26 protein-coding genes are annotated in these 26,254 nt (G+C 67.3%); 13 read left to right on the forward strand and 13 right to left on the reverse strand.

The window, feature by feature from the left end; translation table 11 throughout:
• Nucleotides 1–201 precede the first annotated feature (201 nt).
• From ACJJV6_RS08755 to ACJJV6_RS08765, 3 genes are all read left to right on the forward strand, one after another.
• Nucleotides 202–2,418: a catalase gene (locus ACJJV6_RS08755; protein ID WP_407710319.1), complete on the forward strand. Its 2,217-nt coding sequence runs from the start codon at nucleotides 202–204 to the stop codon at nucleotides 2,416–2,418.
• Between the two features lie 177 nt (nucleotides 2,419–2,595).
• Nucleotides 2,596–3,795, forward strand: a complete 1,200-nt coding sequence (locus ACJJV6_RS08760; RefSeq protein WP_407710320.1) for a pyridoxal phosphate-dependent aminotransferase — start codon at nucleotides 2,596–2,598, stop codon at nucleotides 3,793–3,795.
• Entirely contained in the window at nucleotides 3,792–4,751 is a 960-nt protein-coding gene (locus ACJJV6_RS08765) for a 2-hydroxyacid dehydrogenase (RefSeq protein WP_407710321.1), read from the forward strand. The genes ACJJV6_RS08760 and ACJJV6_RS08765 overlap by 4 nt, the downstream gene beginning before the upstream one ends.
• Nucleotides 4,752–4,903: 152 nt before the next feature.
• Here the strand turns inward: ACJJV6_RS08765 and ACJJV6_RS08770 are convergent, their stop codons facing one another.
• On the reverse strand, nucleotides 4,904–7,183 hold the full coding sequence (locus ACJJV6_RS08770; protein WP_407710322.1) for a beta-L-arabinofuranosidase domain-containing protein: 2,280 nt from the start codon (nucleotides 7,181–7,183) through the stop codon (nucleotides 4,904–4,906).
• A gap of 134 nt (nucleotides 7,184–7,317) precedes the next feature.
• A complete protein-coding gene (locus ACJJV6_RS08775) occupies nucleotides 7,318–8,376 on the reverse strand; it encodes a TerC family protein (protein WP_407710323.1) in 1,059 nt (352 codons plus the stop codon).
• A gap of 221 nt (nucleotides 8,377–8,597) precedes the next feature.
• On the opposite strand from ACJJV6_RS08775, the gene ACJJV6_RS08780 reads away from it, so the two are divergent.
• Together ACJJV6_RS08780 and ACJJV6_RS08785 are read left to right on the forward strand one after the other, a co-directional pair.
• Nucleotides 8,598–9,263 (forward strand): GntR family transcriptional regulator, encoded by a 666-nt coding sequence (locus ACJJV6_RS08780; RefSeq protein ID WP_407710324.1) that lies wholly within the window; start codon nucleotides 8,598–8,600, stop codon nucleotides 9,261–9,263.
• Nucleotides 9,260–10,435, forward strand: a complete 1,176-nt coding sequence (locus ACJJV6_RS08785; RefSeq protein ID WP_407710325.1) for an MFS transporter — start codon at nucleotides 9,260–9,262, stop codon at nucleotides 10,433–10,435. The genes ACJJV6_RS08780 and ACJJV6_RS08785 overlap by 4 nt, the downstream gene beginning before the upstream one ends.
• Here ACJJV6_RS08785 and ACJJV6_RS08790 read toward each other — a convergent pair whose 3' ends face one another.
• The 4 genes from ACJJV6_RS08790 to ACJJV6_RS08805 all read right to left on the reverse strand — a co-directional run bounded on the left by ACJJV6_RS08790 (nucleotide 10,436) and on the right by ACJJV6_RS08805 (nucleotide 14,402).
• Nucleotides 10,436–11,017: an MOSC domain-containing protein gene (locus ACJJV6_RS08790; RefSeq protein WP_407710483.1), complete on the reverse strand. Its 582-nt coding sequence runs from the start codon at nucleotides 11,015–11,017 to the stop codon at nucleotides 10,436–10,438.
• 55 nt (nucleotides 11,018–11,072) lie between these two features.
• Nucleotides 11,073–13,463 carry an ATP-binding cassette domain-containing protein gene (locus tag ACJJV6_RS08795; RefSeq protein ID WP_407710326.1) on the reverse strand — a complete coding sequence of 797 codons (2,391 nt, stop codon included), beginning with the start codon at nucleotides 13,461–13,463 and terminating at the stop codon, nucleotides 11,073–11,075.
• Nucleotides 13,464–13,539: 76 nt separating this feature from the next.
• On the reverse strand, nucleotides 13,540–13,959 hold the full coding sequence (locus ACJJV6_RS08800) for a VOC family protein (RefSeq protein WP_407710327.1): 420 nt from the start codon (nucleotides 13,957–13,959) through the stop codon (nucleotides 13,540–13,542).
• Nucleotides 13,947–14,402 (reverse strand): helix-turn-helix transcriptional regulator, encoded by a 456-nt coding sequence (locus tag ACJJV6_RS08805; protein WP_407710328.1) that lies wholly within the window; start codon nucleotides 14,400–14,402, stop codon nucleotides 13,947–13,949. Before ACJJV6_RS08805 ends, ACJJV6_RS08800 begins: the two co-directional genes overlap by 13 nt.
• Before the next feature lie 220 nt (nucleotides 14,403–14,622).
• Here ACJJV6_RS08805 and ACJJV6_RS08810 point away from each other — a divergent pair, with 220 nt between their 5' ends.
• Nucleotides 14,623–15,051, forward strand: a complete 429-nt coding sequence (locus ACJJV6_RS08810) for a hypothetical protein (protein ID WP_407710329.1) — start codon at nucleotides 14,623–14,625, stop codon at nucleotides 15,049–15,051.
• A 24-nt stretch (nucleotides 15,052–15,075) separates the two neighbouring features.
• On the opposite strand, the gene ACJJV6_RS08815 is transcribed toward ACJJV6_RS08810, so the two are convergent.
• The 6 genes from ACJJV6_RS08815 to ACJJV6_RS08840 form a co-directional block, all read right to left on the reverse strand.
• Nucleotides 15,076–15,324, reverse strand: a complete 249-nt coding sequence (locus tag ACJJV6_RS08815; protein WP_407710330.1) for a hypothetical protein — start codon at nucleotides 15,322–15,324, stop codon at nucleotides 15,076–15,078.
• Between the two features lie 116 nt (nucleotides 15,325–15,440).
• On the reverse strand, nucleotides 15,441–16,556 hold the full coding sequence (locus ACJJV6_RS08820; protein ID WP_407710331.1) for a Gfo/Idh/MocA family protein: 1,116 nt from the start codon (nucleotides 16,554–16,556) through the stop codon (nucleotides 15,441–15,443).
• The gene (locus ACJJV6_RS08825) at nucleotides 16,439–17,236 is read right to left on the reverse strand and encodes a ThuA domain-containing protein (RefSeq protein ID WP_407710332.1); all 798 of its coding nucleotides are present in this window, start codon (nucleotides 17,234–17,236) and stop codon (nucleotides 16,439–16,441) included. The genes ACJJV6_RS08820 and ACJJV6_RS08825 overlap by 118 nt, the downstream gene beginning before the upstream one ends.
• A gap of 167 nt (nucleotides 17,237–17,403) precedes the next feature.
• Nucleotides 17,404–18,510 (reverse strand): GTP pyrophosphokinase family protein, encoded by a 1,107-nt coding sequence (locus tag ACJJV6_RS08830; RefSeq protein ID WP_009357567.1) that lies wholly within the window; start codon nucleotides 18,508–18,510, stop codon nucleotides 17,404–17,406.
• A 74-nt stretch (nucleotides 18,511–18,584) separates the two neighbouring features.
• On the reverse strand, nucleotides 18,585–19,508 hold the full coding sequence (locus ACJJV6_RS08835; RefSeq protein ID WP_407710333.1) for an AEC family transporter: 924 nt from the start codon (nucleotides 19,506–19,508) through the stop codon (nucleotides 18,585–18,587).
• Between the two features lie 77 nt (nucleotides 19,509–19,585).
• A complete protein-coding gene (locus ACJJV6_RS08840) occupies nucleotides 19,586–20,242 on the reverse strand; it encodes a cyclodeaminase/cyclohydrolase family protein (protein ID WP_407710334.1) in 657 nt (218 codons plus the stop codon).
• Between the two features lie 73 nt (nucleotides 20,243–20,315).
• On the opposite strand from ACJJV6_RS08840, the gene ACJJV6_RS08845 reads away from it, so the two are divergent.
• Genes ACJJV6_RS08845 through ACJJV6_RS08855 form a run of 3 tightly spaced genes read left to right on the forward strand, consistent with a single transcriptional unit; the run spans nucleotide 20,316 to nucleotide 22,852 of the window.
• On the forward strand, nucleotides 20,316–21,116 hold the full coding sequence (locus tag ACJJV6_RS08845; protein ID WP_407710335.1) for an alpha/beta hydrolase family protein: 801 nt from the start codon (nucleotides 20,316–20,318) through the stop codon (nucleotides 21,114–21,116).
• Between the two features lie 42 nt (nucleotides 21,117–21,158).
• Nucleotides 21,159–22,097: a carbohydrate kinase family protein gene (locus tag ACJJV6_RS08850; RefSeq protein WP_407710336.1), complete on the forward strand. Its 939-nt coding sequence runs from the start codon at nucleotides 21,159–21,161 to the stop codon at nucleotides 22,095–22,097.
• Between the two features lie 53 nt (nucleotides 22,098–22,150).
• A complete protein-coding gene (locus ACJJV6_RS08855) occupies nucleotides 22,151–22,852 on the forward strand; it encodes a Pr6Pr family membrane protein (protein ID WP_407710337.1) in 702 nt (233 codons plus the stop codon).
• 15 nt (nucleotides 22,853–22,867) lie between these two features.
• Here the strand turns inward: ACJJV6_RS08855 and ACJJV6_RS08860 are convergent, their stop codons facing one another.
• Nucleotides 22,868–24,049 carry an ABC transporter substrate-binding protein gene (locus tag ACJJV6_RS08860; protein ID WP_407710338.1) on the reverse strand — a complete coding sequence of 394 codons (1,182 nt, stop codon included), beginning with the start codon at nucleotides 24,047–24,049 and terminating at the stop codon, nucleotides 22,868–22,870.
• A gap of 210 nt (nucleotides 24,050–24,259) precedes the next feature.
• On the opposite strand from ACJJV6_RS08860, the gene ACJJV6_RS08865 reads away from it, so the two are divergent.
• The 4 genes from ACJJV6_RS08865 to ACJJV6_RS08880 are packed head-to-tail and all read left to right on the forward strand — an operon-like array spanning nucleotide 24,260 to nucleotide 26,122.
• On the forward strand, nucleotides 24,260–24,802 hold the full coding sequence (locus ACJJV6_RS08865; RefSeq protein WP_407710339.1) for a TetR/AcrR family transcriptional regulator: 543 nt from the start codon (nucleotides 24,260–24,262) through the stop codon (nucleotides 24,800–24,802).
• Nucleotides 24,799–25,152, forward strand: a complete 354-nt coding sequence (locus tag ACJJV6_RS08870; RefSeq protein WP_354177165.1) for an SMR family transporter — start codon at nucleotides 24,799–24,801, stop codon at nucleotides 25,150–25,152. The genes ACJJV6_RS08865 and ACJJV6_RS08870 overlap by 4 nt, the downstream gene beginning before the upstream one ends.
• Complete coding sequence (locus ACJJV6_RS08875) at nucleotides 25,149–25,478, forward strand: multidrug efflux SMR transporter (RefSeq protein ID WP_009357588.1); 330 nt, start codon at nucleotides 25,149–25,151, stop codon at nucleotides 25,476–25,478. The genes ACJJV6_RS08870 and ACJJV6_RS08875 overlap by 4 nt, the downstream gene beginning before the upstream one ends.
• A 59-nt stretch (nucleotides 25,479–25,537) precedes the next feature.
• Nucleotides 25,538–26,122 carry a TetR/AcrR family transcriptional regulator gene (locus ACJJV6_RS08880; protein ID WP_133349701.1) on the forward strand — a complete coding sequence of 195 codons (585 nt, stop codon included), beginning with the start codon at nucleotides 25,538–25,540 and terminating at the stop codon, nucleotides 26,120–26,122.
• The last annotated feature ends 132 nt before the right edge of the window (nucleotides 26,123–26,254 follow it).

The following is a 26,254-nucleotide window of genomic DNA, read 5'->3' on the forward strand; positions in this document are numbered from 1 at the left end:
ATTTGGGCACGGCCCGGGGCCCGATCGACAAGGGAGTAACTCCAGGGGCACACCTATGCGGGTATCCGGGCCAGCACTGACGGCCGCTGCAGGGTTGGGGGATTTGTGGCAGAAAGCATCGTTGCCTAGGGTACTAAGCACGCTTAGTATCTTGGTTTCGACAGCGGACTGCCAGATTGCCCATCCTGAGGAGAAGAATTCGTGCCAGAAGAGAGCAACATCCACATCCCCGGCGTCCCCACCAGCGAGCCCGCCAGCCTGGAGGAACCGACAACCCCGCGGGAGCCGCTGCCGCCAAAGCCGGACCAGCGAGGACCTGAAGCGGTTTCAGCCACTGGAAGCCCGACGGGGGCGCCGGCCACGGCGCGGGCCCAGTCCGGCCAGTACCTGACTACCGCCCAGGGGTTGCGCGTTCGCGACACCGACCACTCCCTGAAGGCCGGTTCGCGCGGTCCGATCCTGTTGCAGGACCACCACCTGCGGGAGAAGATCACGCACTTTGACCACGAACGCATTCCCGAGCGGGTGGTGCACGCCCGTGGCGCCGGGGCCCACGGCGTCTTCCGTTCCTACGGCACTGCTGCAAACATCACCCGCGCGGGCTTCCTGGCCAAGGATGTGGAGACTCCGGTTTTCGTCCGCTTTTCCACCGTGCTGGGTTCCCGTGGCTCTGCTGACACGGTCCGGGACACCCGGGGCTTTTCCACCAAGTTCTACACGGACGAGGGCACCTACGACCTGGTGGGCAACAACATCCCCGTCTTCTTCGTCCAGGACGGGATTAAGTTTCCGGACATCGTTCACGCCGCGAAGCCGCACCCGGACCGGGAAATTCCCCAGGCGCAGAGTGCCCATGACACGTTCTGGGATTTCGTCTCCCTGCACACCGAGGCCCAGGCGCACACGATGTGGAACATGTCCGACAGGGGAATCCCGCGTTCCTACCGGACCATGGAGGGCTTCGGCGTCCACACGTTCCGGTTCATCAATGCCGAGGGCCGCACCACCCTGGTGAAGTTCCACTGGAAGCCGAAGCAGGGCGTTCACTCCTTGGTTTGGGAAGAAGCGCAGATCATCAACGGTATGGATCCGGACTTCCACCGGCGGGACCTCGCCGACGCCATCGAAGCAGGGGCCTACCCTGAGTGGGAGCTTGGCGTCCAGACGTTCCCGGACACCGAGGACCAGATGTTCGAAGGCATCGACCTGCTGGACCCCACCAAGTTCGTTCCCGAAGAACTGGCTCCTGTCCAGCCCATTGGCGTCATGACCCTGAACGCCAATCCCACCAACTACTTCGCCGAAACCGAACAGGTGGCCTTCCATCCGGGCCACCTCGTCCCCGGGATCGATGTCACCAACGACCCCCTGCTCCAGGTGCGCCTCTTCTCCTACCTCGACACCCAGATCTCCCGGCTGGGCGGGCCCAACTTCGGCCAGATTCCCATCAACCGTCCGCACGCCCCGGTGAATGACATGCTGCGGGACGGCATGCACCAGCAGGCGGTCCATGGCGGAGCGGCTCCCTACCATCCCAACTCGCTCGACGGCGGCTGCCCGTTCCTCGCCGGACAGGACCTTGGCGCATTCATCGACGTGCCGGAGGAAGTGGCTGCCTCCATCAAGGAGCGCAGGAACCCGGCATCCTTCGATGACCACTACAGCCAGGTGGGTCTCTTCTACCGCAGCCTGAGCCCGGTGGAGCAGGACCACGTGATCCAGGCCTACACCTTCGAGCTGGGCAAGTGCTACGAGAAGTCCATCCGCGAACGGCAGCTTGCGGCCCTGGCCAACGTGGACGCCGGACTGTGCGCAGCGGTAGCCAAGGGCCTGGGCCTCCCCGCCCCGCAGGCAACGGAGCAGGTCCCGGAGTCCGACCCCAGCCCCGCTTTGTCGCAGGTGGGCAAAACCTGGCCCGTTGCCGGCCGCGTGGTCGGGATCCTCGCCGATGGGAACAGCGACCTTGCTGCCGTGAACGCAGCACGAAAGGCGCTGGACGCCGAGGGGATCGTCCCCCTGGTCATCGCCCCGCAGGGCGGCTTCCTTGGGTCAGAGGACGACGGCGGGGTCCCCGTGCAGCGGACGTACCTCACCGCCCGCTCCACGGAGTTCGACGCCGTCATCGTTGCGGCTTCTGCCGCTCCGGCGCCCGACGCCGAACCAGGACTGGACGCCAAGGCCGGCGCCCCCGGGAGTGCACTGGATCCACGGGCTGTCCTGCTGCTGACTGAAGCATTTCGTCATGCCAAGGCCATTGGCTCCTTGGACGCCAGCAAGGGTGTCCTGACGGCGGCAGGCATACCTGGGGATGCCCCAGGAATAGCTGCCGGGGAGAACGCTGAAGCCTTGGTCACAGAATTGACCGGGCTCTTGGCGGCCCACCGCGTCTGGGAACGGTTCCCGGTGACGTCCGCCTAGGTACTCCAGGAAGGCCAACGAAGGGAGGGGAGTGCCGCCGTCGTTCCGTCGGCCGGCGTTCCCCTCTCTGCGTCTCCATTAATCTTCGAGAAAGCCTATATATCAAAGCGTGCAATCTGATATATTAGCCAGCGGATCGGCAGTACCGATTGTCAACTCGATGAGGAGTGGAACAGCATGCAGCAACTCGCACACCGGCTCGACCGGCTGGGCACCGAGACGGCCTTCAGCGTCGCGCAGGCCGCCGCGTCCTGGAAGGCGCAGGGGAACCGGGTCTACCCGTTCCACCTCGGCGACATCAACACCCCGACGGCCCCGCACATCGTCGAGGCGATGAACAAGGCCATCGCGGACGGCTACACGGGCTACTGCCCGGGCCCCGGCATCCCGCAGCTGCGGGAGGCCCTTGCCGAGGACATCGGCTCGCGCCGCGGCATCCAGTTCTCGCCGGACAACGTGGTGGTCATGACCGGCGGCAAGCCCGTCATCACCAAGTTCCTCCAGGCGGTCATGAACCCCGGCCAGGAAGTGCTCTACCCGAACCCCGGCTTCCCCATCTACGAATCCCAGATCGAATACCTCGGCGGCACGTCCGTTGCCTACCGCTACGTGCCCACCTCCACGGGCTTCGCAATCGACCTGGACCAGATCCGCGCATCGATCACCCCCAACACGGTCGCCATCATCTACAACGACCTGCAGAACCCCATCTCCGCGGAATCCACTGCCGCGGAACGCGAGGCCATCGCGCAGATCGCGATCGAGCACGATCTTTGGGTGCTCTCCGACGAGGCGTACTTCGAGACCCGCTACGAGGGCGTCTCGAACTCGATCGCGTCCCTGCCCGGCATGGCAGAACGCACCGTCATCCTCTACACGTTCAGCAAGAAGTTCGCGATGACGGGCTCGCGCCTCGGTTGCGCCGTCGCCCCGGTCGAGATCGCCAAGGTGCTCAGCACGCTCAACACCAATGACGAATCCTGCACCACGCACTACGTGCAGTGGGCCGGCATCGAAGCACTCCGCGGCCCCCAGGAGCCGGTACAGCAGATGCTGGACGTCCTCAAGACACGGCGGGACGCGGCCTGCGAGCTCCTGAACGGGATCCCCGGCATGCACGTCGCCGTCCCGCAGTCCACGTTCTACCTGTTTCCGGACGTCACCGAGGCCATGGAGCGCCTGGGCTACACCGCGGTGGGCGATTTCGCCACCGAAGCCTTGTACAAGACCGGCGTCTCCTTCTGCACGCGTGAGCACTTCGGCCGCCGCCAGCCCGGCGAAGACCGGCAGTACATCCGCCTGGCCTACTCGGGCATCGACGTTCCGGACATCCGTGAAGGCCTCGGCCGCCTGCGTGAGTGGATCGAAACCGCATGAGCCGCGTCGTCGTCACGGGACGCATCCCCGAAGCAGCACTCGAGAAGCTCCGCGCCGAGCATGAAGTCGACGCCTGGGCAGGCCCGGAATCCATCAGCCGTGAGGAACTGCTGCGCCGGGTAGCCGGCGCGGACGCCGTCGTCAGCCTGCTCACCGAACGCATCGACGCCGAACTGCTCGACGCCGCCGGCCCGCAGCTCAAAGTCGTGGCCAACGTCGCCGTCGGCTACGACAACATCAACGTCCCGGCCTGCACAGAGCGGGGCGTCGTGGCCACCAACACCCCGGGCGTGCTCATCGACGCCACGGCCGACATCGCGCTCAGCCTCATCCTCATGGCCACCCGCCGGCTCGGCGAGGGGGAGCGGCTCATCCGCTCCGGCGAGGCCTGGAAATGGGGCATGTTCTTCCTCCTGGGCAGCAGCCTCAAGGGCAAGACCCTCGGCGTGGTCGGCATGGGCGGCATCGGCCAGGCCACCGCACGCCGCGCCAAGGCCTTCGGCATGGAGATCGTCTACCAGTCCCGCAGCGAAATCGATCCCGCCGTCGCCTCTGAACTGGGAGCCCGGCGGGTGGACCTCGACGAACTGCTCGCCGTCTCCGACGTCGTGTCCCTGCACTGCCCCTACGGCCCCGCCACGCACCACCTCATCGGCGCGGAGCAGCTGGCAGCGATGAAGGACTCGGCGTACCTGGTCAACACCGCCCGCGGACCCATCGTCGACGAAGCGGCACTCGCCGCCGCACTGCGCGATGGCATCATCGCGGGAGCCGGCCTGGACGTCTACGAGCAGGAGCCGACTGTGCATCCCGGGCTGCTGGACCTTGACAACGTGGTCCTGCTGCCCCACCTGGGCTCCGCCACCGTCGAGACACGCACCGCGATGGCGATGCTCGCCGCGGACAACGCGCTCGCCGTGCTCAGCGGGAACCAGCCGCCTGCCCCCATCGGGTAGCAGGCAACAGCTGCCGTGCCGCAGATTTCCGGGGGAACGGATCTGCGGCACGGCCATCCCTCAGCGTTCGACGGCGGTGCCGCCGCATCCGGGACAGGATTACGACGGCGGGACGCACCAAAGCGGGCAGCGCCGGCTGGGTGGATCCAGGGTCAGGCTCCCCGCCGGAGCAACGCAACGGAGAGCAGGTCGCCGGACGTGTGGCCGGGCAGGGCATGGACGCTGAAGACCAGCCGCCCGTCTGCTTCGTGGCCGGGGTAGGCCGCCGGAACCTGGTAGTCGAGCACCACAATGTCGCCGTCCCGGCGCTCCAGGGCCGGCCGGTCCAGCACTGCGCCGTTCAGCCGCAGCTGATGGCCGCGCCCTTCGTCAGCCCGGAACCGGACGCGCAGGCTTTCCGCCTCCTGCCCCGGATCCGACAGGACGTAGGAGAACCACCCGGTGGCACTGCGCCAGTGCAGCCCGTCCCCGCCGCCGGCGCGCGTGGCCTTCCCGGCGAAGCCGTGATCGGATTCGGGCTGTTGTTCCCCCGCCATGACCTCGTCCACCACCGCCATGCGTGCCGCGGCGGCCTGGTCCAGGAGCCGCAGTTCGGCGGACCGCTGGCCGGGATCGCCCGTTGGCCAGTAGACGGTGTAGCGCTCGTCATGGATGCCGGCGAACGGCTCCAGCAAAACAGTGCCCGCGCGCCCGGATGCGTCCACCACGTCCATTTCGGCACGCAACGCCTCCCGGTCCACCAGCCTGATGGCGCCGCAATCCGGCACCACGGGAGTCTGGCTGAGCGGCAGCATGGGTCCGGAGGCGACGTGCCCCATCCGCTCGTCCGGCGCCTCAAAGCCTTCAACGCCCTCATGTCCTGCCCGGGCGGCCAGCACCACGGGCCCGTACCGGAACGAGACCCAGGAGGACCCGTCCGGCAGGGCCTCTGCAGCGAAATCGGCCTGCAGCCGGATGTTCACGGTGGACGTACCCTGCCAGGTGCGGCTGATGCTCACGTACCCGCCGCCGTCGTCCGCCTCCGCGCCCGGCCCTGTGCCGGCGTCGACCTCCATCTCCGCAGCCCAGAAGGGCCGGCGCAGCCGGATGGTGGCCTCCACCGGCGCTTCCGCGGTAACAACCAGGGCCACGTGGTCGGAGAACGGAAACCCGGTTTCCAGCCGCACGCGCAGGCCGTACTCCTGCCAGTCGAGGGTTGACGGGATGTACAGGTTGACCAGGAGGTCATTCCCGGCGCGGCTGTAGATCAGCTCCCCGTAGCGGGCGTGGTTCTCCAGGCCGGACCCCACACAGCACCACATGGACTCCTGCGCCCGCGAGTACACCCGGTAGTGCCCCGGCCGCATCGGCGTGAAGTACACCAGCCCGCCCGTCCCGGGGTGCTGCGAGGACAGGATGTGGTTGTACGTGGCCCGTTCATAGAAGTCGACGGCGGCCGCGTCACCGTGGGCCTCAAAGCGCAGTTTGGCCAGCTTCAGCATGTTGTACGTGTTGCAGGTCTCCGGTCCCTGCGGGTCCTGGACCATCGGGGAGAAATCCGACGTCGGGTGGAAGTACTCGCGCACGCTGTTCCCGCCGATGGACACCGACCGCCGGGACACTACTGACTCCCAGAAGATATCGCACGCGTGTGCCAAATCCGCGTCATGCGTCGGGCCGGCCAGCCTCGCGTAACCTACCACCTTGGGAATCTGGGTGTTCGCGTGCAGGCCATCCAGCAGGTCCTGTCCGGCAGCCAGCGGATCCAGCAGTGCGCGGTGCGACAAGCGCCGGGCCTCTCGGAGGTACTCCTCCCGGCCCGTCAGCTCCCACAGAAGAGCGAAGGCCTCGTTCATACCGCCGAATTCGGCGTGGAGAACCTCCTCGAACGCGTCATCCGCAAGGCGCGCCGAGACCCGCAGCCACCAGCCCGCCAGCCCGACGGCAATGTCCAGCGCTTCCCCGGACCCGGCGAACTTGTGGGCGTCCAGCAGCCCCGCCAGCGTCTTGTGCAGGTTGTATAGCGGAACCCACCGGCCATTGAGCGTGAACAGGTCTGCGTCCACCTCGCCGCGGGCCAGTTCCTGGCCGAGTTCCCTGCCGCGGGGCACCCCGCCCACGTAGCCGTCACCGTGCGCGGCCTGGCAGGTTCCGAGGATCACGACGGCGGCCCGCCCCTTCGCCAGGAGTTCCGGGTTGCCGGTGGCTGCATACAGCTTGGCGCAGCCGGACAGGTAGTGCCCGCCGATGTGGCCGCCCAGGCCATCCGACTCCCAGTTGCCGTAGGCTACGGCGGCGGGCTCCAGCCCGGCCTCGTGAAGATAGGGCGCGAACAGCCGGTCGGCGTCGAGCGACAGGATGTAGCGGACAGAGGTGTCCTGCGCCTGCCGGAACGGGCTGTCCAGGAGCCGGATCCGGTCCAGCGGGAACGAGGCCCCCCTTGCATTCGCCACGCCACTCCTCTTTGCCTGAACTGCCAGCCATATTCCTTCTACAACGATGTAGATTATGCGGAAAACAGCGGGGACAGCAAGCCCCTGTGCCGCGCCTGCTGTCCCCGCTGCGTCTTCTGCCTACCTGGCGCCGGCTACCGCACGGACTCCTCTGCGGGCGGGACGTCCTCCTTGCCCCGTGCCTCATGCCGGCCTCCCCACAACGGCTGCAGCGCCTCGAGTTCCTCGGGCGTCGCATTGCGGAAAGGCGGTACTGCCGGCGCCGGCGGCTCATGCCGGGCCTGGCCGCGGGTGGCAATCAGGCTCGCGGCGATGGAGACGCCCAGGATGGTGGCGATGACAGCGAGGGAGACCGGCGTCGGAATGTAGTAGACGTCGATCTTGAGCGCCATCTTGATGCCCACCCAGACCAGCACCAGGGCCAGGCCCGCCTTCAGGTACACGAACCGGTGGATAAGGTCCGCCAGCAGGAAGTACATGGCGCGCAGGCCCAGGATGGCGAAGGCGTTGGCCGTGAACACCAGGAAGACCTCGTCCGTGACCGCGAAGATGGCGGGGATGGAGTCGACGGCGAAGATGATGTCCGTGACCTCCACCAGGACAAGGACGGCCAGCAGGGGAGTGGCGAGCAGGACGCCGTTCCTCCTGATCAGGAACCGCTGGCCGTGAAAGGCATCCGTCATCGGCACATGCCGGCGGAACAGCTTCAGCGCCCGCGACTTCTCCGGGTCGATGTGCTCGTTGCGCTGTTTGAGCATCCGGTACCCGGTGAACAGCAGGAAGGCGGCGAACAGGTAAAGGACCCACCCGGCGCTGGCGATGATCGCCGACCCGGCTGCGATGAACACGCCGCGGAATAACAGCGCCCCCAGGACGCCGAAGAACAGGACCCGGTGCTGGTACTCGCGCGGCACCGCGAAGAACGTAAAGATGATCGCCCAGACAAACACGTTGTCTACCGCCAGCGACTTTTCGATGAGGTAGCCCGCGAAGTACTGCTGCCCGAACTCAGCGCCGTACATCAGCCAGACGACGCCGCCGAACGCCACGCCGAAGACCACCCAGACGGCGGACCAGGCCGCAGCCTCGCGGACGGAAATGACATGCGCATGGCGGTGGGCGACGAGGTCGACGACGAGCATGAGGAGGATGAATCCGACGACAGCGAACCACATCCACAGGGGAACATTCATGGAGCACCTGCTTCCAGTCAGTAGTAACCAACTGGAGGTCTCTCCCGGCCAGTGCTGGCCTGTCCACCGGAAGGCGCTGGGGCCTACGTACTGACGATGGACGGAGTGGGGGATACTCCCCTCCGGAAAGACTAAGTTAACTGCTTTGGCACAAATTGGCAACTGCCCGATCCGAGAATCTGTATAGATGTATACATGTATGATTTCCGGGGAGGTATACCATGCCAGAATCACCGGCCCGGAACACCGGAGCCCACGTTGTCTACGCCGAACTGAAGCGCCGGATCCTGACCCTGGAGCTGAAACCGGGGGAGCGCATCTACGAACCGGCGATGGCGTCGGCGCTCCAGGTGAGCCGCACGCCCCTGCGTGAAGCGGTGCGGCGGCTCATTTCCGAGAGCCTGCTGGAGCAGCAGCCAACCGGCGGTGTGGTGGTGCCGGCGCTGGATGAGGCCGCGATTTCCGAACTCTATGAGGTCCGGGCTGCCATGGAATCCCTCATGGCGCGGAACGCCTGCCTCAAGGCGACGGAGGCGGACATCGAAGCGCTGCGCGGCATCCTTGCTCGAAATGCCGCCATGGTGGAGTTTGCCGATGATGCGATGCAGCAGGGAATGGCCCTGCATGCCAAAATCGCCGCCATTGCCGGGAACTCCTGGGCACGCCGCTTCCATGAGCAGATTTCCAGCCAGATGGAACGGTACCGCCACTTCACCAACAGCACCCAGGAGCGGCGGGACCAGGCCCTGGACCAGCACCGGACCCTGGTCGGTGCCGTGGCGGCCGGCAACCCGGAGAAGGCCGCCAAGGTCGCCTTCGACCACGTGATGGGTGCACGCGACGCGGCAGTGCGCGCCGTGACCGCCAACGCCGCGGACAACCAGTGATCGGGGAACTCGGACGCCGCTCCGCCACAGCCCTGCTGGTCCATTCCACGCTGATCCAGGCCGTCACCTTCCTGGTCCGGCCGGCCGCCACCTACCGTGCACTCGAACTCGATGTTCCCGGCTTCGCCCTGGGGCTGCTCGCCGCCAGCTATGCCGTCTTTCCCCTGCTGCTCGCCGTCCCCACGGGCAGCCTGGTGGACCGCCTGGGTGAACGCCGGCTGATGGCGGCCGGATCCGCCGTCGTGCTGCTGTGTTCCGCCTTCCTGCTGCTGTGGGGTTCGTCAATCGTTGCGCTGGTGGCCGGAACGGCGCTGCTGGGCGCGGGACAACTGGCCTGTGTGGTGGGGCAGCAGGCGGTGGTTGCCAACAACGCCGCCGCAACCCGGCTGGACTCCGCCTTTGGCTACCTGACTTTCGCGGCCTCCCTGGGGCAGGCCCTGGGACCGCTGGCGATTTCCCTCGTGGGCGGAGCTTCCGTGCGCCCCGATACCCAGGCCATCTTCTTCCTTTCGGTCTGCATGAGCCTGGTGCTGTTCCTGGCCACCTTCCTCATTTCGGCGAAGTTCGGGGGAGGCAGGAAAAAGGCGATTGCCGGAGAGGGCGCCAAAGGCAGCGCCCTTGGGCTGCTGAAGGCACCGGGTGTCGCCAGGGCGCTGGCCACCAGCGCCACGGTTCTTGCCGTGGTGGACCTCACCATGGTCTACCTTCCCGCGCTCGGCGCCGACCGCGGGCTCACTGCCGCAACCGTCGGCGCCCTGCTGACGGTCCGGGCCGTGTTCTCCATGGTCTCCCGGATCCTGCTGGGCAGGATTGCCCGGACGATCGGCCGGATGAGGCTGCTGGTGGTGAGCCTTGCCCTGTCCACCGCCGCGCTGGCTGCCGCCGCGATCCCCATGCCGGCATGGCTGCTCTTTGTGGTCATGGCAGTGCTCGGACTGGGACTGGGCATCGGCCAGCCCCTCACCATGTCCTGGCTTTCAGCGCAGGCTCCGGCCGGGCAGCGCGGGCGTGCCCTTGCCCTGCGGCTGGCGGGGAACCGGGTGGGCCAGGTGGTGCTGCCCAGCGCCATCGGCGTCGTCGCGGCAGGCCTTGGCACGGCCGGCGTCTTCCTTGCCTCGGCGGTGGTGGTGGGCGGAACGCTGGTGCTGCTCCGGGGTGTGCAGCTGGATTAGTTACGGCAGCCGCGACGGGCGCAGCACGCTGGGCACGCCGGCCTGCGCCGGATCCAGCGGTACCGGGCTGACCAGGACTGCCGGGCCGCGGTGCAGGAAGCCGCCGGAGACAGCACGGCAGCGGATGCCCCCGCGTCCGCGCATCGCGGCGTGGGCGCCCGGGGCGAGCACCTCGTTCATCCAGGCGCACGGCTGGGCGTGCCGCCCGGCGTGCAGCGTTACCGCCGAGCCGCCCGATTCCAGCACGAAGTCCTGCCCCAGCAGGGGCGCCAGCTGCGCGCCGCGGAGCACTACGTTCCGCCGGGTCAGCAGCGGATCGAAGGGCCCGGCCCCCAGCTCGGCGGCAATGGCCTCCAGGGATTCGACGGCGAACAACGTCACCGCGGCATCCATGTGGGCCGCCTTGCCGAAGAAACGGTCTCCCACGATGCCCTTGCCCGCCACCACCTCGGCCTGTTCCGCGTCCACCGTGGGCACGTCCGCGGCGCCGTCCCGGGCACGGCCAAAATAGGCATGCCCGGGGGACACCAGCAGGTGCAGGATCTCGACGTCGTACCGGTAGGTTTCGACAGGCTCAACCACCGGACGGGCAGGCTCAACCACCGGATCGACAGGCTCAACCACCGGACGGGCAGGCTCAACCACCGACATACGCCGCCAGGTGCTGCCCGGTGAGCGTGGCCCGCTTGGCCACAAGGCCGGCCGGCGTGCCCTCGAAAACGATCCTGCCGCCGTCGTGCCCTGCTCCGGGCCCGATGTCGATGATCCAGTCCGCGTGCGCCATCACGGCCTGGTGGTGCTCGATGACGATCACCGACTTGCCCGACTCCACCAGCCGGTCCAGCAGGCCCAGCAGGTTCTCGACGTCGGCCAGGTGCAGGCCCGTGGTGGGCTCGTCCAGGATGTAGACGTCGCCCTTCTCCGCCATCTGCGTGGCCAGCTTCAGCCGCTGGCGCTCGCCGCCGGACAGGGCGGTGAGGGGCTGGCCAAGCGTGATGTAGCCCAGGCCGACGTCCGCCAGCCGCTCCAGGATTTTGTGTGCGGCCGGGGTCTTGGCGTCGCCTTCGCTGAAGTAGGCCAGTGCCTCCTCGACGGACATCGCCAGCACTTCGGCGATGTTGCGGCCGTCCAGCGTGTACTCCAGCACGGCGGCCTGGAACCGGCGGCCTTCGCAGTCCTCGCAGGTGGATTCCACCGTGGCCATGACGCCGAGTTCGGTGAAGATCACGCCGGCGCCGTTGCAGGTGGGGCAGGCGCCCTCCGAGTTGGAGCTGAAGAGCGCCGGCTTGACGCCGTTGGCCTTGGCGAAGGCCTTGCGGACGGGTTCGAGGAGCCCGGTGTAGGTGGCGGGGTTGCTGCGCCGCGAGCCCTTGATGGCGCCCTGGTCGATGGTAATGACGCCTTCGCGGTCAGCCAGCGAGCCGTGGATGAGCGAGCTTTTGCCCGAGCCGGCCACACCCGTGACCACGCACAGGACGCCCAGCGGCACGTCCACGTCCACGTTGCGCAGGTTGTTGGTGGACGCGCCGCGCACTTCCAGCGCCCCGGCCGCAGTCCTGAAGGTGTCCTTGAGCCGGGCCCGGTAGCCGATGTGCCGCCCGGTGATGGTGTCGCTGGAGCGCAGCCCGTCGACGTCGCCCTCGTAGACAATCTCGCCGCCGCCGGAGCCGGCCAACGGGCCGAGGTCGACGACGTGATCGGCAATGGCGATGGTCTCGGGTTTGTGCTCCACCACCAGGACGGTGTTGCCTTTGTCGCGCAGCTGCACCAGGAGGTTGTTCATCCGCTCGATGTCGTGCGGGTGCAGGCCGATGGTGGGCTCGTCAAAGACGTAGGTGACGTCGGTCAGGGAGGAGCCAAGGTGCCGGATCATCTTGGTGCGCTGCGCCTCGCCGCCGGAGAGGGTGCCGGCGGGCCGTTCCAGGGACAGGTAGCCCAGGCCGATCTCGGCGAAGGAGTCCAGCAGGTCCCGGAGCCCGCCGAGCAGCGGCCGGACCGAGGGCTCGTCCAGCCCTCGGATCCATTCGGCGAGGTCGCTGATCTGCATGCTGCAGAGGTCTGCGATGTTCTTGCCCTTGATCTTCGAGGACAGCGCCTCAGGCGTCAGGCGGGTGCCCTTGCAGTCCGGGCAGGTGTCGAACGTGACGGCCCGCTCCACGAAACGGCGGACGTGCGGCTGCATGGCCTCCACGTCCTTGGACAGCATGGATTTCTGGATCTTGGGGATGATCCCCTCGAACGTGAGGTTGACGCCTTCCACCTTGATCTTGGTGGGCTCGGCGTACAGCATCGTGTCCAGCTGCCTCTTGGTGAAGGAGGCGATGGGCTTGTCCATCGGCAGGCCCATGCCCTCGAACAGCCGCCCGTACCAGCCGTCCATCGAGTAGCCCGGCACGGTCAGGGCACCTTCGTTCAGGGACTTGGAGTCGTCGTAGAGGGCGGTCCGGTCGATGTCGCTGATGTTGCCCATGCCTTCGCAGTGCGGGCACATTCCGCCCAGGTACGTCACCTGCTGGACGACGCTTTTCTCCACCCGGCCGCCCTTCTCCGTGCTCATTACGCCGCTGGCCTTGCGGGTGGGGACGTTGAAGGAGAAGGCGGTGGGCGGGCCGACGTAGGGCTTGCCCAGCCTGCTGAACAGGATGCGCAGCATGGCGTTGGCGTCCGTGGCGGTGCCTACCGTGGAGCGCGGGTTGGCGCCCATGCGCTCCTGGTCCACGATGATCGCCGTCGTCAGTCCCTCCAGCCGGTCCACGTCGGGACGGGCCAGGCTGGGCATGAACCCCTGCACGAAGGCGCTGTACGTTTCGTTGATCAGCCGCTGCGACTCCGCGGCGATGGTGGCGAACACCAGCGAGCTCTTGCCCGACCCGGAGACCCCGGTGAAGACGGTCAGCCGGCGCTTGGGCAGCTCCAGGCTGACGTCCTTGAGGTTGTTTTCCCGCGCGCCCTGGACGCGGATGGTGTCGTGGGTGTCAGCGACGTGCATTCCGGCCGTGGGGGTGCCGGTGCTCGTGTCCGTGCTCATGAGGTCTCCATCTGTTCGGCCGTTCGGGCGGAGGGAGGCCGGTTCGGAGCCCTCCTTGGCGTCGCTGGGTTCAAGCTTAGGGCTGCTGGTTGATGCGGACGGTGTTGCCGGCGGGGTCGCGGAAGGCGCAGTCCCGGATCCCGTAGGGCTGGTCGATCGGTTCCTGGACGACATCGGCCCCGCTCGCCTCCACCTTGGCGAAGGCGGCGTCCACGTCGGGGGAGGACAGGACCACGGTGGCGTAGGTGCCCTTGGCCATCATTTCGGCGATGGTGCGGCGCTCGTTGTCGGTGATGCCGGGGTCCGCGGCGGGCGGGTAGAGGACGATGGAGACGTCCGGCTGGCCTGCCGGGCCGACGGTGATCCAGCGCATGGTGCCGCGGCCAACGTCGTTGCGGATTTCGAAGCCCAGGGCGTCGCGGTAGAACGCCAGGGAGGCGTCGGGATCGGTGTGCGGAAGGAAGCTGGAGGAGATGGTGATGTTCATGGCAGCCATGCTAGTTGCGGCTCCGGAAGCGGCGCTTCTCGATTCCTGACCGGTCTGCTGACCTGCTTTTCCACGCAGGCGGGGATGCCCGCCGCCGAGCGTTCCGCCTCCTGTTTGTAGGCGCTGGGAGACATGCCCACCAGCTCGCTGAAGCGGGTGCTGAAGGTGCCCAGTGAGGAACAGCCGACGGCGAAGCACGCCTCGGTGACGCTGAGGCCGCCTTTGCGGAGCAGCGCCATGGCGCGTTCGATCCGCCGGGTCATGAGGTAGCTGTAGGGCGATTCACCGTAGGCGAGCTTGAACCGGCGGCTGAAGTGGCCGGCGGACATATGGACGTCCCTGGCGAGCGATTCGACATCCAGCGGCTGGGCGTACTCCCGGTCCATCCGGTCCTTGGCGCGGCGAAGCTGGGTGAGTTCGCGGAGGTACGGGTCCGAGGGAGTGGAGGTCACACCTCAGATCGTGCTACGGGGCAGGGGAGTTGTCCAGAGGTGTGCAGCATCACTGCGCGGCGGTCAGAACAGCGCGGGCCTGCAGGATATGATTGTCCCGCCAGCTGGTAGTCCTCGCCCGAACAGGGCTCGAGTAAACGCAGCATCCGGTCAAAAACAAACCTTCATCACTATCGAAACCCCTGCCCGGATACTGCCCGGGACACCTTGAAAGGACGCCATGGAGCTGCTGTGGGAAATTGCCGGCTGGGCAGGCGCGGCTGCGATTCTCAGTGCATACCTAGCCGTGTCCATGGGCTGGATGAAGGCCGGAAAAGGCTTCCAGATGGCAAACCTGTTCGGTGCCGTTGCCTTCATCATCAACGGCACCTTGCACGGTGCCTGGCCCTCGGTGTTCACCAACGTGGCCTGGTTCCTGATCTCCGCGGTGGCGCTGGTCCGCATGCGGGCAACGGACGGCCCCGCTGCCGCTCCCGCCGAAGCGCCCCAGGTGCAGTACCCCGGAGTGCCGGACACCACCGGCCAGATGGCAGTGGTTGAGGTGCTGACGGGCGCCATTCCCGTGGTGGCTCCCCGCCCCACGATGGCGCCTGCACCGGTAGCGTGTTCCGCACCTGCCATGGCCGAGGGGCAGCGGCTGGCCGTTTAGGCTGGCGCGCCGGTCCTTCCCGTCCTAGGGGCGGGGTGCCGCCACCCGGACTTCACGGTAACGCGGTGGGATGCGGACAATCTCGAGTTCGGCCAGGTCGAGGAGCCGCGCGTCGCCGGTGAGGGTGTCGAGGATCCAGACCAGCCCGTGGTCCGGCGCAGTGTCCACCACCGGACCACGGTGAACCAGGGTGTTCCTGTAATACGCTTCGATGGCATCGCCTGACGCGAGTCCGCGACAGAAATCGACGTCGATATAGTCATCGTTGGCCATGACCTTTTCCCCGCCTCTCGCATGGGAGTTTCCTGGTCCGATTCTCCCGGGTGCAGGTGTCCGCAAGGTGTCTTCGGGGTGATCTTCTGCTGACGCTATCCGTTTCCGGGACGCGGTCACCGGGCCTGCAGCGCGTCCGCCTGTTGTGCCAAGGTAGCCAGTTCGACGCTCTCCGGCCGCTCCACGGTGCTCTCGATGCGCACGGAAGAACCGGTGCGGGCTGATTCGAGGACGGATTCCATGACCTCCAGGACGTGGTAGGCCAGGGTGCCGCCCGCCCGCGGCTCACGGCCCGGCGGGGTGGCGGCCAGGTCCGCGATGCCGAAGCCCCGTCCGGAATCAAGGTATCCGGCCGACACCGGAAGGGTCTCCCAGCCGCTGGCGCCAAGGGAGAACAGCTGGACGTCGCCGTCGAAGTGGTTGGGGTCCGGAACCACCAGCGATCCGAGCTCGCCGTGGATCTCGATGTTCGGCGACTTGGACTTCACGGCGTCGAAGCTCATGACCAGGGTGGAGAGCGCACCGGAGGCATGGGTCAGGACACCGGTCACGTGGGAGTCGATGCTGACGGGGATCTTCTTACCCTGGCGCGGCCCGGAACCGATGGTGCGCTCGCTGCGGGTGTGGCTTGCGGCTCCCATCACCGAGACGACCGGGCCCAGCAGGGTTACCAGTGCGGTCACGTAGTAGGGGCCCATGTCCAGGAGCGGGCCGCCGCCGGGCTGGTAGTAGAAGTCCGGATTCGGGTGCCAGCGCTCATGGCCAGGCGTGGCCATGGTGGCGGTCGCGGAGATCGGCGCCCCGATGAGGCCGTCGTCGATTGCCTTGCGTGCCGTCTGGATGCCCGTGCCAAGGACGGTGTCGGGGGCACAGCCGACGGCGACACCCGCCTCGCGCGCCGCGCCCAGCACCTGGCGTGCCTCGGCTGTTGTGGCTGCGAGGGGTTTCTCGCCGTACACGCCTTTTCCTGCGGCGATCACCTTCAACGCCACCTCGGCGTGCGCGGCCGGGATGGTGAGGTTTACAACCAGTTCGACGTCGTCCGCGGCGAGGAGTTCCTCAACGGTGACGGCACGGACGCCGTCGTACTGTTCCGCCACTGCCTGCGCGCGCTTCAGGTCCAGGTCGGCCACCGCCACGAGTTCGAGGTCCGGAAGCCGGCGGAAACTCGCGAGGTACTGCCCAATGATGGCTCCGCAGCCAATGATTCCCAGTTTGAACGGCTTGCCCACAGCAGGCCCCTTTCGATGATGGTGCGGACGTTGGTGTCCTGGAGGATTTCCACCCGGTGGCCCGGGGTGGCGACGAAGATCCGCCCTTTGCCCCATTGGCGGGTCCAGATGGCGGGGGACGTGACTTCACGGTTCCAGGGATCCCATTCCCGGACTGTCTGCGTGGTGGTGGCGAGGACGTCGATGTAATCGTCGGCGAGCACCCAGTACTGCTCGGTGAGCAGATCGAAGTCCTTGATCCCCTTGGTGATCGGGTGCTCCGCTGCTGCCGGCAGCATGTTGACGGTGTAGGGCACATAGTTGTCGGACTGTTCACCGACGCACGCATCAGGGTGCTTGCCCGGGTGGCAGGCGAACTGGCCGCCGATCAGCTGCAGGTAGTCGGAGGTGTTCCGGTAGGAATCGGCGATCCCGCCGTGCCAGCCGGCCAGGCCGGTCCCGTTCTCTATAGCGGCGCGCAGTCCGGCGAACTCGTCCTTCTCGATGGTACTCATGGTCATGCACTGCATGACCAGGTCCACGCCTGCCATGTATCCGGCGTCGGCGTAGATCTTGGGCGATTGCTCCACGCGCACGTCATAGCCGTTGTCTTTGAGGTAGGGGATGAACAGTTCCGTGGCCTCATAGGGCTGGTGGCCGTCCCAACCGCCACGGACCACCAGGGCTTGTGGCTGCTTCATTGCTTCTCCATCCGGTTTTGCTTCTTCGCAAATATTGGGAGACGCAAAGAGTCCCCGTTCGAAGCCTGCGCGCTGCTGATTTAGGTCACCCTCTAAACTAAAAGGATGGCTTACCCGTGGTCAAGGGTTGCAGCGTGCTGATTTAAAGGGGAGGCACCCGATGACTGCTACTTCTTTGTGAGCCGGTACCGTTCGATCTGTTTGAGCCGCCGCATGAGGCTGTCGCGCCGGGGGTGCGGGACGACGTCGGGCGCTTCTGCGGTGAGTTCGATGTGCTTTTTGCCGTACTGCCACAACAGGAGGTCGTCCAGGAGGCGGTCCGGCCCGGGGGAGTAGCGGTGGTCCAGTGCCTTGCGGACCTCGGTGATCCGGTTGGCGCTGAGCAGTCCGGCCAGCTGCATGGTCTGGTTGAGGCCGTGCGCGGCGAGGAGTTCGGCTGCCCAGCCCCAGTCGTCGTCGACTTTCCGGTCAACGTGCGGGAGGAGGGTCCGCCAGACGTCGCGGATGCGGTTGGGCGTGAGCGGCGCGGCACCCTCGCCGTCCATGTCCCAGAAGCTGCGGACCTCCTCATAGCGTTCGTGCAGGTCCGCGAAGGCCGTCTCCACCGTTTCCAGCATGGCGGCGGTGGCGGTGAACTGGCGGTCGAAGTGCGGTGTCCAGGCGCGCGGGTCCTCGGCCTTGAAGCGGATGTCATGCTCGATCTCGCTCCAGGCATGGGCGAAGATGGTGCGGATCTGGCACTCGAAGAAGTAGCTGCCGTTGGGCTGGGCGTCCGGGTTGAAGACCTGCTGGTATTCCTTGACGGCCTCGTTCTGGATGGTCCGCAGGATCAGGTGCCGGCTGGAGTAGCCGTAGGTGCCGGACTCGATGGACCCGATGTCCTTCTCGCGGTCGCCGCGGCAGTCAAACAGCTGGCGCTGGCGTTTGATCAGGTTGGCCACGGTGGCATTCTCGGCCGGCAGCCTGGTGATGACCCGGATTCCCACCATGTCATTGAGGGTCCGGAACGGGTCCGGGAACTTCAGCACGCGGGGACCGCCCGGTTCCAGCGGCTCCTCAGTCCGGGAGATCTTTTCCTTGAACGATTCCACGGTTTTGGTCCGGCCCGTGACGAAGAGCGGGGTGACCTCGGTGTCCTTCAGCATGTCCCGCATGATGAGCAGGACATCCTTGGTGACGAGCTTCAGGGCGGGGCGGACGCGCTCGTAGATCTCCACGTTGTGCTGCACGGACTCACGCAGCGGCGCGTCAAGGCTTTCCCAGTTACTCGGCATGCTCCCAGCTTACGGCTGGGGTAGGACACCAAGCGGGAATGCGACGCGGCCCGGACTGGCTCGAGGATGCCTGACTAGTTCAGCACCCACGCCGCCCCAAGCAGCAGGGGAACGGCAAGCGCCGAGGTGAGCACCGCCGTCGACTGTGCCAGGCCTTCACCCGCCCGGTAGCGGACCGCGTACAGGACCACGTTCTGCCCGGTGGGCAGGATGGCGCAGGCCGTGACCACGAAGGTGCTGAAGGTGTCCAGGCGGAACACGAACACCGCCAGCGCCCAGGCAAGGACGGGCTGGGCGACGGACTTGAGGAAGACGGCCAGCAGCGTCGGGGCGCCGTCGCCGCTGCTGCCCCGGGGTGAGAGCCCGTGCAGTGACATGCCGAAGATGATCAGCATCAGCGGCACGGTCACCTGGGCAATCAGCGAGAGGGGATCCAGCACCAGTTCCGGAACGGGGATGCCGGCGGCGCTGACGACGATCCCGAGGATGGCCGCCACGGTCACGGGGTTGCGGAAGGGCGTGGCGACGATCCGCCCGGCGGAGGGCTTCTCACCGCCGGGATTGCTGAGGTCCAAGATGGTCAGCGCGATGGGAGTGACGATGGCCAGCTGGAACAGCATGATGGGCGTGACGTACGTGGCACTGCCCAGCACATAGAGGGAGAGCGGAACGCCGAGGTTGGTGGAGTTGACGATGCCGGTGGCCAGTGCGCCGATGGTGGTCCGGCGGACGCCCCACCTGGCGATCGCTCCGATGATGGCGAACAGGACCATCATGGCCGCGGCTGTGGCCACCGAGATCAGGCCGGTTTCGCTGAGGACGTCCGAGATGTGCCGGGTGGCGATCATGGAAAACATCAGGCTGGGCAGCCCCACCAGGAACGTCAGGGTGGACAGCACCTTAGTGCCGTGCGGGCCCAGCGCGTTGGTCCGGCCCAGGATGTAGCCGACCAGCATGACGGCGCCCACAACAAAGAAGCCCTTTAAGACTCCGTCCAAAATTCGTGTCCCCTATCCCGGTCCGCCAAGCCCGGCGCTATCTCCCGCCGGGCAGCCCAAGCAGGGGAACCGTGCCCTCAGATGCTATCGGTGGGGGCGGCGCGGTCATCAATCCGGGCGGCCAGGCCGTCGATCCGGTCCAGGGCGGCGGTGAGGCGTTCTACGTTATCCCACAGGTCCGGGTGCTGCTCCCGGACATCCTCCAGCGAGGTGCCGGCGGACCGCAGCGACCCCAAGTCGAAGCTGACGTTCGTCCGGGCTCCGGCCACCGCCGCCCGGAGGGCCCCGAACGCGACGACGGCGTCGGCCACGAGCGCGGGGTTCCCCTTGTCCGCCAGCCAGGCGAGGTCGTCGATCGCGTCGATGGCGCGCTCGCCGAGGACGGCTGAGGCCTTGGCGGCCTCCACGGATGCGTTGCGGATGGCCCCGTCGCGTTCCGGTCCCGGCTCCAGCCGGAACGCTGCGCCGAAGGCCCGGGACGCCGTCGAATCGTCATCAGCAAGTTTGAGCGCTTCCCGGCGGAGCTGCTGCGCGCGTTCTTTGATTGAGGCGACCCTGCCGCCGTCGTCCTCCTTCTCGGAGTAGCCGGCGACCATGGAGGTCAGGGACGCGGCGATGGCCAGCATGACTCCCGTGCCGGCGCCGCCCCCGGGCGAGCCGGTGGACTCGGCCAGGGCGCGGGTCCAGTCGTCGACCGTCGAATCGTGGGTGGTGACTGCTTCAGAGGAATCCATGACAGGAACGTGCCCACAAAGGTCGCCCGCCAAACGGAAAGGACGACGGCGTCACTCGCTGTAGTCTCGGCTCATGATTGAGCGCCGCCGCTACTCTTACGGCCAGGACCCCAGCCAGTGGGGCGAGCTGTTTCTGCCGCCACGGCCAGCCGAGTCCGGGCCGCGGGGCGTGGTGGTGGTCATCCACGGCGGCTACTGGCGCGCCAAGTACGGCGCTGAGCTGGGCGAACCGCTGGCGCTGGATTTGGCGGAGCACGGCGTGGCCGCCTGGAACCTGGAATACCGGCGGGCGGGCAACGGTGGCGGCTGGCCCGGCACCTTCCAGGACATCCTCGCCGGAATCGACACACTGGGTGAATTGGCAGGGCCGCACTCTCTGGACCTCGGAAAGGTGGTGGCGCTGGGCCATTCGGCGGGCGGGCACCTCGCGGTCTGGGCGGCGGGACGGGACAGGCTGGGCTCCCTGGGCCTGACGGAGGAGGAGGGGAAGGTCCGGGCAAACAACGCCGGCGTCCGGCTCGCCGGCGTGGTGAGCCAGTCCGGCGTCCTGGACCTGGCAGGGGCGGAAAGGCTACGCCTCAGCGACGGTGCGGTGGCCAACCTGCTGGGCGGACCGCCGTCGGACTTTCCCGGCCGGTACCGGTACGCGGATCCGATGGCTGCGCTGCCGCTGGACGTCCCCGTCTTCGCCGTCCATGCGGAGGATGACGACGACGTCCCGCCGGCAATGTCCGCAGGGTACGTTGACGCGGGCCGCTCGGGGCCGGTGCCCCCGCGGCTGGTGACCGTCCCCGGCGACCACTTCGAGCTGATCGACCCCGGCGCGGAGGCCTACCGGACGTGCCGGGAACTCCTGCTGGAGCTGTTGCGCTGACACGAACTGCTGGCAGCGGCCCATCTCTGGCAGAGTATGACCATGCTCACTGTTATTGGCGAAGGCCTTGTTGACGTTGTCCAGCGCGCCTCGGGAATCGAGGCCCACGTGGGCGGCAGCCCGCTCAACGTCGCGGTGGGCCTGGCCCGCCTTGACCACCCGGTGCAGTTCATCGGCCGCTACGGACGGGACGCCTACGGTGACTCCGTGGCCGCGCACCTCCGCGCCAGCTCCGTCATGCTCCCGCTGGGCCCGGATGACCTGCCCACCAGCGTGGCCACCGCCCTGATTGACGACGACGGCGCCGCCACCTACACGTTCGACCTCGCCTGGGAGCTTCCCGGCATCGCCGACCGGCTGGGCTTCATGCTGCAGGGCACCACCCTGCTGCACACCGGGTCCATTGCCACGATGCTGGCGCCGGGCGCAACCGACGTCCTCGCCGCCGTCGAATACGCGCACCCGTCCGCCACCATCAGCTTCGACCCCAACTGCCGGCCGAGCATCATCACGGACGTCGATTACGCCCGCCGCCACACCGAAAAGTTCGTGTCCCTCGCGGACGTGGTCAAGGCCTCCGACGAGGACCTGGCCTGGCTGTACCCCGGTGAGGATGTGCTGGAATCGGCCCGGCGCTGGATGACTCTCGGCAGGACCGAAAGGCCGGCCATGGTGGTGGTCACCCGCGGCGCGGCCGGGCCCTGGGGCATCACCGCCGCCGGCGAAGCGGAATGCCCGGCCCCGAAAGTGGACGTGGCGGACACCGTGGGCGCAGGGGATTCCTTCATGGCCGCGCTGCTGTCCGGCATCGTGGACCGCGGCCTGGACGGTGCCCAGAACCGCAAGGACCTCCGCGAACTGCCCGCCGAAAGCCTCGCCGAACTCCTTGAGCACGCTGCCCGGGCAGCCGCCGTCACCGTTTCCCGCCCCGGAGCCAATCCGCCCACGCGGGCCGAGATGAACGGGGTCTCCGCGGGCTGACGCGGGGTACAACGGCTCTAGTGCTACCCGGTCCGGGCCGCCACACTGGGCGAATGACCGGTGAACTCATGCTCCCCTCCGCCGTCGATCGCCGCGCTTCCGTCAACCACGCCTTGCATCCGGACCGTCTGTGGGTCCGGGTGCTGCGTGCCGCGGTGGGCATCTTCGTGCTGGCGGCCGTTATCCAGAAGACCTACGATGCGACGTTGCCGGGCAGCGATGTGGACATCGCCCAGCTCTACTCGGAATTCACGGTGCAGGGGAACCTCGTGCTCGCACTGGTGCTCCTGGCTTCAGCCTGGCGGCCAAGGGCCCGGCTGCCGCAGTGGTGGGACCACCTGTTCGGCGCCCTCGTCCTCTATCTGGTGATGACCGGCATCATCTACATCGTCCTGATCGCTCCTGCCGACGAACCCTGGTGGAGCTGGAACCTCTACTGGCCGCAGTTGGCACACCACCGGCTGGCGCCATTGTTCGTTGCACTCGACTGGCTGCTGGTGACCAGGACTGCCCGCGGCACGTGGTGGCGTCCCCTTGCGTGGTTGGGCTACCCAGTTGCCTTCCTCATCTTCTCCTGGGTCCGCGGCGGCATGGATGGCTGGTACGTCTACGACTTCCTCGACCCGACGCTCGACGGTGGCTGGCCGGCCGTTCTCATCACGACGGCGGAGGTACTCGTCGCGTTCCTCGTGGCCGGGCTCCTGGTGCACCTGGCCGGGAAACTCCGCGCCTCGCTTGCGGCAGGGACCAGGTGAGCGCAGCTGCCTTCGCTACTCCTTGCCGAGGCCCGCGGCGGAAGTCTTCCCGTCCGTCACCTCATTGAGCGCGGCGAGGTCGAACATGCCGTTGATGTCGGCCTGCTTGGTGGTCCCTGCAGTGACGCCGTCGGCCAGGAGCTTCTGGTAGGTTCCGGCCAGCGGGTCCACGGTGAACACGATGTTCTTCAGCGAGCGGTCGATCACGTCCGCCTTCAGCTCCGCGCCGGCGGCCTCCTTGAGGGCGGCGTTGATGACCCTGGCCTTTTCGCCGTCGGACGCGCCGTTCAGCCAATCCACCGACTTCGCGTGGCCCTTGAGGAGGGCCTTCACGGTGTCCGGGTGCTCGGCCGCAAACTTCTGGTTCACGATGAGGATGGTGGTGGGGAACTCGCCGGGCTTGCCGGAGAGGGAGCCGTCCCAGAGGTCCTTTTCGTCGACGAGCACCTTCGCTCCGGCGGTCAGCACGAGGCGTGACGCCCACGGCTCGGGCAGCCACGCGCCGTCGAGCTTTCCGTCCTGGAACAGCTTGAGCGTCTGGGCGTTTTCGGTCGGGTTGATGGCCACGTCGCCGCTGCCGTCCACGTTGGTCTTGTAGCCCTGGGCGGAGAGCCAGGCCCGGAGGGCCACGTCCTGCGTGCCGCCGAGCTGCGGCGAGGCGAGGGTCTTGCCCCTGAGGTCCGCCGCGGAGCTGATCTCCGGCTTGACCACCAGCTGGGCGCCGCCGGCAGCAGCGCCGGCGATGATGTGGACCGACTCGCCCTGGCTCTTGACGTAGGAGTTGATGGCCGGGTTGGGGCCGATGTAGGTGGCGTCGATGGCGCCGGCGTTCAGCGCCTCGATAGCGGCGGGGCCTGCGTTGAACACCTGGGTACTGAGTTTGGTGTCCCCGAGCTCCCCGGCGATGTGGCCCTGGCTCACGCCCACCAGTGCGGGAGCGTGGGTGACGTTGCCGAAGTAGCCGAGCTTGAGTTCGGCCGCGGGGTTTCCGGCGGGAGCGGCTTCGGCGGCCGGAGCAGTCGCGGAGTTGGTGCTGTTGACGGCGGAGGCGACGGCGGCGCCACCGCCAACGAGGGCGAGGACTGCTGCCGCGATGCCGACCTTGAGGCCGAGGGGGCGCTTGGGTGCTGCCTGGCCGGCGACGATGCGGGTGGAGTTTCCCGCGTCCTGCGGGCTCTTCTCTGTTGGCTCTGACATTGGAATTCCTTTGCTGGGTCTGATGCGTTGAGAGTACGGAGCGCCCAGCAGCCCCACAATCGTTCCTGTAGCAGGCGTTCACGCGACGACGCGGACGCTCAATACGGCGTAGTGGAGCGTCAAGAACCGTCGTGCTTCGTCTTTTTGGGAGGGTCTGCAGCGGGCGGGAATGGCCCTGAAACTTTACCGTCCGGATGGTAAAGTTTGAGGGTGAGAGAGAGTCAGCGGCCCCAAATCCTTGAAGCGGGCCTGCGCGTGGCGGCGCGCAACCAAGGTGCCGCCATCACCCTGGATGCAGTGGCTTCGGAGGCGGGGGTCACCAAGCCCGGGCTGATGTACCACTTTCCAAGCCGGGATGCGTTGATGGTCGCCCTGGTCGAGTACGCCGCCTGCCAGCTGGAGCGCAGGATGGCGGCGCTTCTGGGCGGCAGCGACGGAACGGTGGAGGAACGGTACCGGTCCTATGTCCAGGCAGCGGCTGACGGGCAGAACATGCGTGCGGAGTGGGCCTTGTGGTTCCACTCCTCATGCCGGGCCGAGCTGCAGGAAGCCTGGTCCCGGCACCTCGACCGCTGGCTCCTGATCCCGGAGGGGACGCCACCTGCACGTCGGGCGAGGCTTCTGACTGCCCGGCTGGCGGCGGACGGACTGTGGGCGGCCCAGGCCAGCGGCGTGGGTGCCCCCGGCAAGGCTGACGCGGCGGCAATCGTGGCCCACATCCTCGGCCTGATCGGCGAAGGGGGAGCGGAGTGAAGCGGTGGCTCTACCTCGGCGGAGCCGTCGTCGCGGAAGTCAGTGCCACCCTGGCCCTGAAGGCAGCCCTGGAAACGCCGGGCTGGTACGTCCTGGTGGTCGCCGGCTATGCCGCCGCCTTCTTCCTGCTGACCGTCTGCCTGCGCCTGGGAATGAGCATCAGCGTTGCCTACGGCGCCTGGGGCGCCGGTGGTGTCACCGCCACTGCACTGTTGTCGGCCGCGATCTTCGACGAGCCCCTGACCTGGCTGATGGGCTGTGGCATCGCGCTGATCCTGGCGGGAGTCATCACCGTGGAAGCCGGATCGCAGAAAGCCCACCGTGAAAGCCGTACGGAGGAACAGGCATGACCTGGTTCTTCCTCGGCCTGGCAATTCTTACGGAAGTTGCGGCAACCATGTCCCTGCGCGCCTCGGAGGGCCTGAAAAAGAAGGCGTGGCTGGTTCCCATCGTGTCCGGCTATGTGGCCGCTTTTGGGTTCCTGAGCCTGGCGCTTGACCATGGAATGCCCCTTGGCGTTGGATACGGCATCTGGGTGGCCTGCGGCGTGGCGCTGACAGCGGTGGCCAGCCGCGTCCTGTTCAAGGAACCGCTGACGCCAACCATGGCCGTCGGGATCCTGCTCATTTCCGCCGGAGTGCTGGTCGTCGAAATCGGTGCCGGCCAGGCCCACTAGGAGAGCCCGCGCCCGGTGCTCGGGATGCACCGCCTGGTGTTTCCCCATATTCTGGCCGGGTGGACACAAGCACCGTGAACTCCGGCGAACAGGTCGACCGGCAGGCCCGCATCCTCGAGGCGGCGCTGGACCTCCTGTCGCGCCACGGCATCTCGGGTGTGAGCATGCGTGCCGTGGCCCGTGAAGCAGGGGTGGCGCTGGGGCTCGTGAACTACTACTTCGAGGACAAGACGAGCCTGATCCGCGCCGCACTGCACCGGATCGACGAACGCGACCTGAGGCTGGTGGCACCCGACCCCGCGTCACCGCCGGACGAACAGCTCCGGAAAGCCCTCCGGCGGGTCGCCGACCCGGAGTTCCTCACCACCCAGCACCTATCCCTGCGCCTTCACCTCTGGGCGCTTGCCCAAGCCCATGAGGACTTCGCGCACATCAACGCGGCAGCCTTTGACCGCTATCTCAAGGGGCTCGCTGCCCTGCTGGCGAATGCCCGGCCCGAGCTGCCCGCCGACGTGTGCAGGGAGCGGGCGGCGGACATCGTCGTCGTGCAGAACGGCATGTGGCTGACAGCCCTCCTGGGCGTGGATGAAGCTTCCATCCAGCGGAGCATCGCCCGCACCGAAGAAATCGCCTTCGCCGCCTAACGGCCTGGCCCAATAACCCGGCGGCCAATACAGACTCCGCCGCCCTTCCGCGCGCCCGGATCGCCCTTCGCCCGCGTCATATTTGAGCCGGGAACGGTACAACCTGCCCAGAGGCTGCGCCCAAAAAACGCG

The organism is Arthrobacter nitrophenolicus, from assembly GCF_045833485.1.
GTDB lineage: Bacteria > Actinomycetota > Actinomycetes > Actinomycetales > Micrococcaceae > Arthrobacter > Arthrobacter nitrophenolicus.

What these genes read in the sequence shown, in the direction of transcription:
- ACJJV6_RS08760 (WP_407710320.1), top strand. Translation starts at nt 2,596, where the DNA reads ATGCAGCAACTCGCACACCGGCTCGACCGGCTGGGCACCGAGACGGCC.
- ACJJV6_RS08765 (WP_407710321.1), top strand. Translation starts at nt 3,792, where the DNA reads ATGAGCCGCGTCGTCGTCACGGGACGCATCCCCGAAGCAGCACTCGAG.
- ACJJV6_RS08775 (WP_407710323.1), bottom strand. Translation starts at nt 8,376, where the DNA reads ATGAATGTTCCCCTGTGGATGTGGTTCGCTGTCGTCGGATTCATCCTC.
- ACJJV6_RS08780 (WP_407710324.1), top strand. Translation starts at nt 8,598, where the DNA reads ATGCCAGAATCACCGGCCCGGAACACCGGAGCCCACGTTGTCTACGCC.
- ACJJV6_RS08795 (WP_407710326.1), bottom strand. Translation starts at nt 13,463, where the DNA reads ATGAGCACGGACACGAGCACCGGCACCCCCACGGCCGGAATGCACGTC.
- ACJJV6_RS08800 (WP_407710327.1), bottom strand. Translation starts at nt 13,959, where the DNA reads ATGGCTGCCATGAACATCACCATCTCCTCCAGCTTCCTTCCGCACACC.
- ACJJV6_RS08810 (WP_407710329.1), top strand. Translation starts at nt 14,623, where the DNA reads ATGGAGCTGCTGTGGGAAATTGCCGGCTGGGCAGGCGCGGCTGCGATT.
- ACJJV6_RS08815 (WP_407710330.1), bottom strand. Translation starts at nt 15,324, where the DNA reads ATGGCCAACGATGACTATATCGACGTCGATTTCTGTCGCGGACTCGCG.
- ACJJV6_RS08825 (WP_407710332.1), bottom strand. Translation starts at nt 17,236, where the DNA reads ATGAAGCAGCCACAAGCCCTGGTGGTCCGTGGCGGTTGGGACGGCCAC.
- ACJJV6_RS08830 (WP_009357567.1), bottom strand. Translation starts at nt 18,510, where the DNA reads ATGCCGAGTAACTGGGAAAGCCTTGACGCGCCGCTGCGTGAGTCCGTG.
- ACJJV6_RS08840 (WP_407710334.1), bottom strand. Translation starts at nt 20,242, where the DNA reads ATGGATTCCTCTGAAGCAGTCACCACCCACGATTCGACGGTCGACGAC.
- ACJJV6_RS08845 (WP_407710335.1), top strand. Translation starts at nt 20,316, where the DNA reads ATGATTGAGCGCCGCCGCTACTCTTACGGCCAGGACCCCAGCCAGTGG.
- ACJJV6_RS08850 (WP_407710336.1), top strand. Translation starts at nt 21,159, where the DNA reads ATGCTCACTGTTATTGGCGAAGGCCTTGTTGACGTTGTCCAGCGCGCC.
- ACJJV6_RS08855 (WP_407710337.1), top strand. Translation starts at nt 22,151, where the DNA reads ATGACCGGTGAACTCATGCTCCCCTCCGCCGTCGATCGCCGCGCTTCC.
- ACJJV6_RS08860 (WP_407710338.1), bottom strand. Translation starts at nt 24,049, where the DNA reads ATGTCAGAGCCAACAGAGAAGAGCCCGCAGGACGCGGGAAACTCCACC.
- ACJJV6_RS08875 (WP_009357588.1), top strand. Translation starts at nt 25,149, where the DNA reads ATGACCTGGTTCTTCCTCGGCCTGGCAATTCTTACGGAAGTTGCGGCA.